The organism is Mesotoga sp. HF07.pep.5.2.highcov, from assembly GCF_003666285.1.
Lineage (GTDB): Bacteria > Thermotogota > Thermotogae > Petrotogales > Kosmotogaceae > Mesotoga > Mesotoga prima.
The window spans coordinates 24240-36266 of the sequence record NZ_JFHJ01000190.1; the positions used below are offsets into that span (position 1 = coordinate 24240).

Genomic DNA, 12027 nt, shown 5'->3' on the forward strand with positions numbered 1-12027 from the left:
GTTACTTAGAAATTCTTTATAAGGAGGTAGGGAAATGCGCAAGAGACTGATTCTCGCTTTGTTGATTGTATCTTTTGCTGTTTTTACCTTTGCTGTGACGGAGATCGAATTCTGGCACGCGATGGGCGGCGCGCAGGGAACAACAGTCAATGAAATTGTAGCATCCTTCAACGAGGCCAACCCTGATATCTTGGTGAAGGCAATCTATGTTGGTAACTACAGTGCTTTGCAGCAGAAACTCCTGGTAAGTGCGGAAAGCAAGACATTACCTGCTCTTTCTCAGGCTTACGGGAACTGGACTGCCAGACTTATACCTCGAGATGCTGTTCAAGAACTGAATTCCTTGATTTCCGATCCCGAAGTTGGCTTGACGGATGAGGAATGGGATGCCATTTGGAATCCCTTCAAGAAAATGGTCACCTGGGGTGATACAGTATATGCCCTTCCTTTCAACAAAAGTACTTACGTCCTTTATTACAACACTGACCTCTTTGAGCAATATGGGCTTGAGGTTCCTAAGACAATGGACGATCTTCTGTTTGCAGCGATGATGCTTACTGAGGACAAGAACAACGACGGTCAGATTGATCAATATGGCTTTGGTTTCAGAACCACGATCGATCATTTCATGATATTCCTGAGAGCCAATGGTGGAGAAGCAATCGATATAAAGCCCGATGGCTCGGTTGAAGTAACTATCAATTCTCCTGAAGCAAAAGAGGCTCTTCAGTTGATGTACGATATGGCTCATACCTACAACGTCGCCCTTTTCCAGGGTGGTTACCTGGACGCACCATTCGGGGACGGCCAGATAGCAATGTTTGTAGAGACTATTGCGTCGGCTTCTTACGTTGATTCAGGTTCCAGAGGAAAGCACGGCTGGGCATGGGCTCCCGTTCCAATGTGGAAAGTCCAGGCTCCTCCTTTTGCCGGAACAGATGTAGTGATGTTCAAAGGGATTTCTCCTGAACAGAAGGCTGCTGCTTGGAAATTCATGAAGTATCTCATAAGCCCGGAAATACAGGCTTATTGGTCGGTTAAGACAGGATATATGCCTGTTACCGAAATTGCTTTGACAACCCCTCAATGGAAGGCCTACGAGGAACAGAACCCGACTGTAATGGTTCCTATTAGTCAGATCCCTTACGGTTCGGTCGATCCTAATGTTGCTCTTTGGGATGACGTAAGAAACATTCTTGGAACAATGGTAGGAGATGTAATCAACCAGAAGAGAACCGTGGAAGAAGGGCTGGCATGGGCAGAGCAGGAAATTCTCTTGAAAGTTGCTGAGCAACAATAAACAAAGCATTGAGTAGGGAGGCCTATGGCCTCCCTTTTTTGTTGAATTCAGAAGAATGAAAGCAGAGGTTCAGGATCTAGTTTGGAATAATCAGTTCTTGAACTCATGAACAAGAACAGACAGAATTTCATTTCGGTTCGGAGATTATTTTCATCGGCTGTATGTGGAGTTCTACCCTCTTAAGGTAGAATTGTCTCGAATGTTTTCAATTTCCGGGGTACCATCTTTGAGAGGCGGGAGTAAATGAAAAAGTACTTTCATGTATTCAACTTCTACGCGTTTTCGTTCTCAATACTACTTTACTTACTAAATTCATCGATCAACACTAAAGCGGCCGAATGGGGTCTGTCATATATGGTAATTGGTTTGATCAACTTCATTGGCTGTGTTTTTTACGTAATCTCTGCCCTGGTATTCGGAAGAATGGGAGACAGAACCGGTTTTAAGCGAAGTTTGTCAATTGGCATGTTTATCATGACAATCGCTCTTTTTCTTGGTTTCTTCTGGAGCCGACCTGTAGATATAGTGATAGCAGCCACTGGGGTGAATCTCTTTTTTGGATTCTTTTTCCCGTCACTAGAAGGGTTGCTTTCGAAGTCGGAAAAGAGTATTGGAATTGATTCGGCTTCGACCGTTGTTCGTTTTGTCCTCTCGTGGAGTGCAGGTAACATTGTTGGAATGGCTTTTGGGCCATTTCTTATCCAGAGGTTCCCGGCAGCTATCTTTTCTTACGGAATTGCTCTCTGTGGACTCGGTAGCATACATGTGAGATCACATCTCAAAAGACACGGCGAATCCCTTCCCGGTTCTTTTGCCGAAACATTCAGTTCGTCATTCAGTGAGATTGATCTCCCAAGGCTAGAGGAGTACAGAAAAGTTTACAGATTTACTTTCTTGCTCGCAGGTATAATCTATACAAGTGGAATGGCACTTTTCCCTAAGCTAATATCTTCAACAGGCATACAGCTCCAGAATGTGGGTTTCTTGACAGTAGGTGCAAACGTCGGGGTCTTCCTTTCTTTTGTCTTCCTGAGCCTCTTTCGTTTTTGGGTTGGTAGTCCTGAATTATCCTTCATTACCATGATAACTGTCTTTGGAGCGGCCGTTGCCACATTTTTCCTTCCAGAGAGTCCAGTCACGTTCTTCCTTGCCACTCTGTTTTCAGGTGCAACCTATGCGGTTCCCTACATATTTGCAATCTTCTACGGCCTTACCTCGAAGGAAGACGATCATGGTAAGCAGGGAGGCATTCACGAGTCTATGGTAGGTATTATTTTCGGTGTCGGACCGCTATTGGGAGGGTATTTTCTCCAGTTATGGCCCTCTTTGAAGAGCGTAGGTCTAATGTCGATAGGTTTGATAACGGTAATTATTATCAGTCAAATGACCTTCTTGTTTAAGAATAATGTTAAGCGGCAGTGAACTTCAATAAGTGGTTGTCGCAAATTATAATTGTCTTCAAATCAAGTTCTTAAGTTAAGTCAATCTTCACGAACCAACCTTGCGTTGTGAGAAATAGCTTTCCAGTATGTGGTATAGTATACTAGTTATGGTAGTCTTGTGTTTGAATAATTCTGGTTAGGATCTTGACACAACCATCTCTATCTACTTGAGCAAAGAAAAATCTTTAGTCAGAAACTTAATACTCGTTCATAAGAAAGGGTCTTAACCGTACTCCATTTTTTTGGCCGATTATGGAAGGAGAGATTTATGGGTTTCTTTGAGTATCTGGGACGGAATTACGATTTGGTTCTTATTGAGTTACTCAATCACATAAAGATAATTGCTATAGCTATCCCGATCGCGATTGGGATTGGTGTTCCCATCGGGATTGTGGTTTCGAGGAGCAAAAGGGCTTCTTCTATTGCCCTATATGGAGCCGGAATTCTTATGACAATTCCCAGTCTTGCGCTGTTCGGTTATATGGTAGTCCTCTTAGCGCCACTTAAGGCTGGAATAGGTGTTACGCCAGCTGTGATTGCTTTAGTAATTTACTCATTTCTTCCCGTAATAAGGAACACGGTTGTCGCTGTGAATTCAGTGGATCCCAGAATGATTGAAGCAGCCAGAGGAATGGGGATGACCAACTGGCAGATCCTCTTCAGGGTAAGACTTCCGCTCACTATACCGATTATAATGGCAGGCGTAAGAAACGCTGCTGTTATGGGTGTAAGTGTAGCCACTATCGCGTACCTTATCGGCGCAAGAGGACTTGGGTACTTCATCTTCTCAGGGCTAGGCAGGTCAAATTTCAATATGGTTCTTCTGGGAGCTCTGATAGTTTCCATACTGGGAATAGGAACAAACTATGGTTTGCTCGCTCTAGAAGAGATCATCACTCCCAGAGGACTGAAAATCGAGAGGGAAAAGTGAGGTGGAACATAGATGTCTATAGAATTCAAAAATGTCGTTAAAGAATACGAAGAAGGATTCAAAGCAGTCGACAACCTCAGTATTACCTTTGAGGACAAGAAGTTGACAATACTAATAGGTCCCTCCGGCTGTGGGAAGACAACCACTTTGAAGATGATAAATAGGTTAATTGAGAAAACCGATGGAGAAATTGTCGTTGACGGGACATCGCTTGATGAAATCGATCCGATTAGACTGAGAAGAAGCATCGGATACGTAATCCAAGAGATTGGTCTTTTTCCTCACATGACAGTTTTCGATAATATTGCTGTCACTCCAAGATTGATGAAGTGGGATGAATCAAGAATCAAGAAACATGTTTTTGAATTGCTGGACCTTGTAAACCTCGAACCTTCCGACTATGCAGAGAAATACCCAGCCCAACTTTCGGGAGGACAACGTCAAAGAGTAGGAGTAGCAAGAGGTCTAGCTTCCGATCCAAAAATAGTTCTTATGGACGAACCTTTCGGAGCAATAGATCCGATTAACCGTGAAAAGCTTCAGGACGGGTTTCTCGAAATTCAGTCGAAGATAGAGAAGACAATTATCTTCGTAACTCACGATATCAGGGAAGCAATCAAGCTGGGTGACAAGATAGCGATTCTAGACGACGGAAAACTGGTGCAATATGCCGATACAATGACGGTGGTTCAGGAACCGGCTAATGAGTTTGTTGAAGATCTTCTTGGCGCAGATAGGGCGTTGAAGGGTCTTGAACTCGTGCGAGTAAGGGAGACTTACGTTCCTGGCGGAAAGTGGATCGAAGACACAGGTGATTGCAAGGTAAAAAAGGCAAAGGATTTTCTCGTTAACGAGGGAAGAAAATTCGCCTACGTTGTTGATGGAAGCAAAAGACTCAAGGGGTATGTTATGTTGAAACAGCTAAGCAAGGCGTCTGATGAAGAGCCCCTAAAGAAGTACTTGAGATCTATCGAGACCATACAACCTCTTTCGAATTTGATGGAGGCGATGTCATTGATCATGAATACCGGGCTTTCCTCACTGCCGGTCGTCGACGATAAGGAGAGGCTACTTGGAATCTTGAGGTTCAAGGATCTTGTAAACCTAGTAGGCTCTTATGAGTCGTCTGATGAGGAGTGAGATCATGGAAGTCTTAGAATATATGTTCGAGAATTCTGGCTACATTATGGAAAGGCTTCTTGAGCACATTTTCATCTTCCTTACTTCCTGGAGCATGGCAGTAGTGGCAGGGGTTGCAATTGCGATTTTTGTTACCAGGCCAGGGCACAGAAAAGCGGGCAAACTGGTTCTGTCGATCACCGGAGCAACTCAGGCCGTTCCCAGTATCGCAGTGATCGCTCTTGTTTTCCTGTTCATGGGAATTGGAGCCGCTCCAGCCGTAGTTGCTCTCTTCCTTTATAGTCTAGTACCGGTAGTCTTCAATACTGCATCCGGCTTGATGAATGTCTCGATGATGATGAAAGAGGCGGCTAAGGGAATGGGAATGACTAACAGGCAGATATTGTGGAAGGTAGAAATGCCTGTAACGGTTCCGACAATGTTATCTGGAATTAGGAGTTCGGCGACGATAAATATTGGTACTGCTGCGATTGCCGCATCAATTGGAGCGGGTGGTCTGGGAGAGATCATCTTTACTGGCCTTCGTATGACAAGGGGTCCAATGATAATTGCAGGAGCCATTCCTGTAACGATTTTGGCGATAGCAGTAGACATAATCCTAGGTTTTTCGGAGAAGGCTCTGACTTCGAAAGGCCTCAAAATTTAGGAAACATGGAGGTGTTTAGTTTTGAAAAGACTATTTCTTATTACGTTGGTAGTATTGATGGCAACGGTTATGTCATTCGGTCAGACAAGACTGAATGTTGGAGCAAAGAACTTTACAGAGCAGTACATTGTCAGTAGCATGATTTCGCAGCTTCTGGAAGATGCCGGGTTCAGAGTGACCGAGAATTTTGGGATGAGCTCATTTGTTGCAAGAAGTGCACTCGAAACCGGGCAGATTGACCTTTATGCTGACTACACAGGTACGGCCTGGCCAACATATTTGGGCCACGAAAAGATGATTAGAGATCCTCATGAACTTTACGAGGCAGTAAAGGCCGAAGATCTCGAAAATGGTATTGTATGGCTCGACATGGCAAATTTCAACAACACTTATGCCCTTGCCGTTAGAAGAGATTTCGCTGCTGAGCATGGGCTCACAACACTCGAAGATCTGGCTGAGCTGACTCATGAAGATCCGGATCTTCTCTTTGGAATTGTATACGAGTTCCTTGAAAGAGACGATGGATTTTGGCCTATGAGTGAGGCATATGGTTTTGCCGTGGAGAAGAGACAAGTCAAGACAATGGAAATCGGACTGACATATGAGGCACTAGACAAGAACCAAATCGATGTTGCAATGGTCTTTTCTACTGATGGAAAATTGGAGAAGTACAATCTTCTAGTGCTTGAAGATACTAAGAGTTTCTTCCCATCATACAACCTAGCTGTTACAGTACGGAAGGAAATATTAGAAAACAATCCCGAAATTGAGGAGATCTTGAGGCCAATCTCTGTCTATCTTACTGAACCAATAATGACAAGGCTTAATTATCTGGTTGACGCTGCAGGTTATGAGCCTGATGAAGTTGCTGAAGGATTCCTAAAAGGATTGGGCCTTATAGATTGAGTTGTTTTTCGTTAGGAATTAAGAGCCGCCATAAGGCGGCTCTGTTCTTTAGGAGGGTACTGAAAGAATCAAATCCATGATTTTCTGCCCTATGGAAAGAGAAAGGTATGGTTCAAGAGACGTTCACCATTAGAGAGACAGCTAAACACCCCGTATGTTTAGCTATGATATAATCAGTCGAATATGCTTTCAGGAAGGGAGGAAAGAAAGTGTCAGAGAAATTTGTGTACTATTTTGGAAAGAAAAAGGCCGAAGGCGATGCGAAGATGAAAAACCTTCTCGGTGGAAAGGGAGCCAATCTAGCTGAAATGGTTAAAATAGGAATTCCCGTCCCCCCAGGGTTCACTATCTCTGCTGAAGTCTGCAAGTACTACTATGAGCATGGTAATAAATATCCGGAAAGCCTTGAGAATGAAGTGAAAGAGGCTGTAAGACTTTTGGAAGAAGAAACCGGAAAGGGATTTGGTTCTAATGAGAGACCATTGCTCGTTTCTGTGAGGTCAGGAGCAGCAATTTCGATGCCTGGCATGATGGATACTATTCTAAATCTTGGTCTCAATGACGAGACGGTAGATGGAATGATCAAAGAATCAGGTAATCCTAGGTTCTGTTACGATGCCTACAGAAGATTTCTTCAGATGTTTGGGGATGTCGTTCTCAAGATCGAGCATTCAGAATTTGAAGGTGCGCTTTCTAGTATAAAGAAAGAGAAGGGCGTCAAACTTGATACTGAACTCGATGCAGATGATATGAAGGAAGTGGTGAAGAGATATCTTGAGGTCTATAGCAAGGCTGGAAAAGAGTTCCCACAGGATCCTTGGGAGCAGTTGTGGATGGCAACAAACGCTGTTTTCGGAAGCTGGATGAATGAAAGGGCAAAGAAGTATCGAGCGCTGAACGGAATAAAGGAGGGCGAACTCCTTGGTACAGCTGTCAATGTCGTTGCGATGGTTTTTGGGAACACCGGCGATGACAGTGGAACGGGAGTTGCGTTTACAAGAGACCCCAATACGGGAGAAAAACAGTTCTACGGTGAATATCTGCCGAATGCCCAGGGCGAAGACGTTGTTGCTGGGACAAGAACGCCCTTCCCTCTTACAAAGCTTAACGATATAAACCCCGCCGTCTACAAACAGCTTCTTGAGATTTTTGAGAAACTCGAGAACCACTACCGGGATATGCAGGATATTGAATTCACTGTTGAGCATGGAACCCTGTATCTTCTCCAGACAAGAAACGGGAAAAGGACTCCTTATGCAAGTGTGAAGATCGCTGTTGATCTTGCGGAAGAAGAGAAAATTTCAAAGGAAGAGGCGGTTATGAGAGTAACGCCTGAACACATTGAAACTCTGCTGCATCCGTACTTTACGAAGGAAACTATGGAGAGTGCAGAGCTTCTAGCTAAGGGAATTGCTGCTTCTCCCGGAGCCGCTTCAGGTGCAGTTGCTTTTGACCCAGAAACGGCTGAAAAGATGGCTAGAGAAGAAGGTAAGGCGGTTATCCTTGTCAGACCTGAGACTTCGCCTGAGGATATTGCCGGAATGGCAGCCGCTCAGGGAATTCTGACTTCTACGGGAGGTAAGACCTCACATGCGGCGGTGGTTGCGAGAGGTATGGGCAAAACCTGTATAGTAGGTTGCGAAGCTGTAGAGGTAGATCAGAAGACAAGGACAATGAGAGTAAATGGAAAGACCATAAATGAGGGCGAATGGATTAGCATTGACGGTACTTCAGGCGAAGTATTCATGGGTAAACTCGATTCAGTTAAGCCTCAGGGTCTCGAAGGACCGCTTGCGAAACTGCTTGGCTGGGCCGATGAAATCAGGAAGCTCGGTATAAGAACGAATGCCGATACTCCTAGAGATGCCAAGATTGCCAGGGAGTTCGGGGCTGAAGGAATTGGTCTCACCAGAACGGAACATATGTTCTTCCAGGAAGACAGGATTTTTGCTGTTCGTCAGATGATTACTTCCAGTACCAGAGAGCAGAGAGAAAAAGCTCTCAATAAGCTTCTTCCAATGCAAGAAGAGGATTTCTACGGAATATTCAAAGCTATGGAAGGTCTGCCCGTCACCATTAGGCTCCTGGATCCTCCACTTCATGAATTCCTTCCCAAAGAAGACGAAGATGTCAAAGAACTGGCTGAGGAGATGGGAATGACCTATGAGGAATTGAAGACAACAGTTGAAGATCTTCATGAGTTCAATCCCATGATGGGGTTCAGGGGTTGCAGACTTGCAGTTGTATACCCCGAAATTGCCGAGATGCAAACGAAAGCGATAATTGGAGCTGCTCTAAAGTTGGTTGAGGAAGGAAAGTCAGTGGTTCCAGAGATCATGATTCCGCTAATCGTTGAGCTGGAAGAGCTTAAGTTTGTAAAATCGGTGATAGTAAAAGCGGCAGACGAACTCATTTCAAAATCTGGATTGAAGCTGGATTACAAAGTAGGTACGATGATAGAAGTTCCAAGAGCTGCCCTTACTGCCGATGAAATTGCAAAAGAAGCTGAATTCTTCAGCTTTGGAACGAATGATCTTACGCAGATGACTTATGGTTTCAGTAGAGATGACTATGGAAAGTTCGTTGGACACTATATGGAAAAAGGTATTCTGGAAAACGATCCATTCCAGAAGCTTGATAGAGTGGGTGTTGGCCAGCTCGTGAAGATGGGAACTGAAAAGGGTCGCTCCAGCAGGCCAGATCTGAAGGTAGGAATATGTGGTGAACACGGCGGCGAACCTTCGTCAGTTGAGTTTTGTCACATCGTGGGTCTGAACTATGTCAGTTGTTCGCCCTACAGGGTTCCAGTAGCGAGATTGTCCGCAGCTCAAGCAGTAGTAAAGAATAGATAGTCTTCATTTTGGGCCGCGCCTGTTGGTGCGGCCTTTATTCTTTTGGAGGTAAGCCTTTCATGTCAACGTTGATCTCGGGATATATGGCACAGACAGGATTAGCCACGGTAAGCTGGGAAAACTGGGTTATGTTTGCAATTGCAGGTCTCCTGGTTTATCTAGCGGTTGCAAAAGATGCTGAACCACTTCTTCTTGTACCCATAGCGTTTGGTATGGTTATCGCCAATATTCCGCCCGAGGCTACGGGTGTCTTCACTCCTGGTACGGGTATAATGTGGATCTTACAACAGGGATTGATGTTGGGAATTTATCCACCTCTAATATTTCTGGGGATAGGAGCGGTGACGGATTTTTCTTTTGTTCTTGCAAATCCCAAGACGCTTTTTTTGGGGGCAGCTGCTCAAATTGGCATTTTTATAACATTCCTCGCAGCTAATTTGATGGGGTTCTCCCTTTCAGATGCAGCCGCCATATCGATAATTGGCGGAGCAGATGGACCGACTTCAATATACGTTGCAAGTATTCTCAAGTCTCAGTTTCTACCGATCATTGCTATAGCTTCTTACTCCTATATTGCTCTGATTCCGGTTCTTCAACCTCCCATTATGAAGCTTCTAACTACTCACAAGGAGAGAGCAATAACAATGGGCAAGAAGCTGAGAAGAGTCTCGAAGCTCGAAAGGATTGTTTTTCCAGTAGTTGCGACGATTGCGATCTCGTTGATAGTTCCTCAAGCGCTCCCACTAGTGGGAATGCTTATGTTGGGCAATCTTTTGAGAGAGAATGGGAAGACAAAGCGGCTCGTCGAGGCTTCTGGAAAATACATTTCGGACACCGTGATTATTTTGCTCTGCGTCTCCGTTGGCGCAAAAGCGGACGGTAAGATATTTCTCACGATTGAGAGTATAATGGTTTTGGCATTGGGCTGCGCCGCCTTTGTTGTTGCAACAGCTTCGGGAATTCTATTTGCAAAGTTGATGAATCTGTTCTCCGCAAACAAAGTAAATCCGTTAATAGGTGCGGCCGGGGTTTCGGCGGTCCCTACTGCCGCAAGAGTTGCCCAGAAAATTGCCTCGGAGGAAGATCCGACTAATTTTGTCTTAATGCATGCAATGGGACCGAACATAGCAGGTGTAATTGGTTCTGCAGTTGCGGCCGGAGTATTCCTTTCAATAATATGATAGCCTGGAACGGGAGGGTGTAATGGCTGTAAGAAAGCAGTACAAAGTAAATATCAATTTGGCTCTGTGCAAGAGTTGTGGAATATGCTACTGGATCTGCCCGACGAAAACGATTACTAAAGGGGAGCTTGGCAGGCCAAAAGTGGTTGATCACAAGACATGCATAGGTTGTCTGATGTGCGAGAACGCATGCCCTGACTTTGCGATTGATGTGCGGGAAGTGGAGGCGGTGAAAGAGGATGCGTGAGTTCGTTCTTCTTCAGGGTGACGAGGCATGTGCGCTTGGAGCAATCAAGGCCGGGTGCAGGTTCTTCGCAGGTTATCCAATTACTCCGGCTACTGAGATTGCCGAAACCATGGCGAGGGAGCTCCCAAAAGTTGGTGGAACCTTTATTCAGATGGAGGATGAGATTGGAAGTGCTGCTGCAATAATCGGTGCCTCTCTTGCAGGCGAAAAATCGATGACTGCAACGAGTGGACCTGGTTTTTCGCTAATGCAGGAAGCGATTGGCTATGCGGCGATGACTGAGGCTCCAACAGTAATAGTGAATGTTCAACGAGGAGGCCCCTCCACCGGTATGCCCACAAAACCGGCGCAGGGGGATATTATGCAGGCAAGATGGGGAACCCATGGAGATCACCAGATCATCGCAATCTACCCCTCAAATGTTGAAGAAGTCTATAAGTACATTATAACTGCGTTCAATTATGCTGAACTGTATAGAACACCAGTGATATTTCTAATGGACGAGATCCTTGGCCATATGCGCGAGAGTGTTTACCTCCCGTACGATTCGGAGATAATGGAAGTACAAAGAGTCGGTGAGGCCGAAATTGCAGAAGAAGATATCTTCCATCCATTTGAAGGTGACGATCAGATGATGGCAACTCCACTTGTTAGGATGGGTAAGTCGAGGTTTCATGTCTCGGGTCTGGTCCACGATGAATCGGGTTTCCCGGTTGGTTCTCCTTCCGATTCGGAAAGGCTTTTGAGAAGACTTGACAACAAGATAAGATTGCACAGCGACGAGATAGTAATATATGATGAATATATGACTGAAGATGCAGAGATACTGGTCCTCGCATATGGTTCCGTTGCCAGGAGCGCCATTAAGGCTGTGAAAATGGCAAGAGAGGATAAGATCAATGTGGGTCTTTTCAAGCCGGTTACGATTTGGCCGTTTCCCAGTACGAGGCTAAGACAGCTGCTAAAAAAGGTGAGCGCCGTGATTGTTGCTGAGATGAATCTTGGGCAAATTCTCTATGAAGTTTCTAGACTGAACAAACGAGGCGCAAAGATCGAGCATGTGAGCAAGGTCAGTGGCGAGTTGATTACTCCACAAGAAGTTCTTGATGCAATATCAAAAGTCAAGTCTGAAATAATGGATCTGTAGAACCTCAATCAGTAACGATCCTTCCTTCTTTTTGCAAACGATGTGTTAAAACTTTTGCTAATTAAGCGGCCTCTGTGGTAGAATTACAGCGAAATTACCTGCAAAAGGAGGAAATCTCAATGGAAATCCTGAAGGTCAGTTCGAAATCGAATCCGAACAAGGTAGCAGGTGCCATAGCCGGAGTTATCTCAAAGAACGAGCAAGTAGAGCTTCAGGCCATTGGCGCTGGTGCTGT

11 protein-coding genes are annotated in these 12027 nt (G+C 45.0%); all 11 read left to right on the top strand.

The genetic code is table 11. The features are described 5' to 3' along the window. The first annotated feature begins 34 nt into the window (after nucleotides 1–34). Nucleotides 35–1300 carry an ABC transporter substrate-binding protein gene (locus tag BG32_RS03910; protein WP_014730309.1) on the top strand — a complete coding sequence of 422 codons (1266 nt, stop codon included), beginning with the start codon at nucleotides 35–37 and terminating at the stop codon, nucleotides 1298–1300. 243 nt (nucleotides 1301–1543) lie between these two features. Beyond that, nucleotides 1544–2722, top strand: coding sequence for an MFS transporter (locus BG32_RS03915; protein WP_121526419.1), 1179 nt, complete (start codon nucleotides 1544–1546; stop codon nucleotides 2720–2722). 288 nt (nucleotides 2723–3010) lie between these two features. Next, the gene (locus tag BG32_RS03920) at nucleotides 3011–3673 is read left to right on the top strand and encodes an ABC transporter permease (protein ID WP_014730311.1); all 663 of its coding nucleotides are present in this window, start codon (nucleotides 3011–3013) and stop codon (nucleotides 3671–3673) included. 12 nt (nucleotides 3674–3685) lie between these two features. Further along, nucleotides 3686–4813 carry a betaine/proline/choline family ABC transporter ATP-binding protein gene (locus tag BG32_RS03925; protein ID WP_014730312.1) on the top strand — a complete coding sequence of 376 codons (1128 nt, stop codon included), beginning with the start codon at nucleotides 3686–3688 and terminating at the stop codon, nucleotides 4811–4813. A 4-nt stretch (nucleotides 4814–4817) separates the two neighbouring features. Continuing rightward, nucleotides 4818–5459, top strand: coding sequence for an ABC transporter permease (locus tag BG32_RS03930; protein ID WP_014730313.1), 642 nt, complete (start codon nucleotides 4818–4820; stop codon nucleotides 5457–5459). A 21-nt stretch (nucleotides 5460–5480) separates the two neighbouring features. Then, the gene (locus BG32_RS03935; RefSeq protein WP_014730314.1) at nucleotides 5481–6365 is read left to right on the top strand and encodes a glycine betaine ABC transporter substrate-binding protein; all 885 of its coding nucleotides are present in this window, start codon (nucleotides 5481–5483) and stop codon (nucleotides 6363–6365) included. A 209-nt stretch (nucleotides 6366–6574) separates the two neighbouring features. Further along, nucleotides 6575–9217, top strand: coding sequence for a pyruvate, phosphate dikinase (gene ppdK, locus BG32_RS03940; RefSeq protein WP_099771912.1), 2643 nt, complete (start codon nucleotides 6575–6577; stop codon nucleotides 9215–9217). A gap of 59 nt (nucleotides 9218–9276) precedes the next feature. Next, nucleotides 9277–10398: a sodium ion-translocating decarboxylase subunit beta gene (locus BG32_RS03945; protein WP_014730316.1), complete on the top strand. Its 1122-nt coding sequence runs from the start codon at nucleotides 9277–9279 to the stop codon at nucleotides 10396–10398. Nucleotides 10399–10420: 22 nt separating this feature from the next. Further along, nucleotides 10421–10645: a ferredoxin family protein gene (locus BG32_RS03950; protein ID WP_014730317.1), complete on the top strand. Its 225-nt coding sequence runs from the start codon at nucleotides 10421–10423 to the stop codon at nucleotides 10643–10645. Then, a complete protein-coding gene (locus tag BG32_RS03955; RefSeq protein ID WP_014730318.1) occupies nucleotides 10638–11792 on the top strand; it encodes a 2-oxoacid:acceptor oxidoreductase subunit alpha in 1155 nt (384 codons plus the stop codon). Before BG32_RS03950 ends, BG32_RS03955 begins: the two co-directional genes overlap by 8 nt. Before the next feature lie 119 nt (nucleotides 11793–11911). Then, nucleotides 11912–12027: stage V sporulation protein S (locus BG32_RS03960; protein WP_147434818.1), on the top strand; the 116-nt coding region annotated here is incomplete at its 3' end.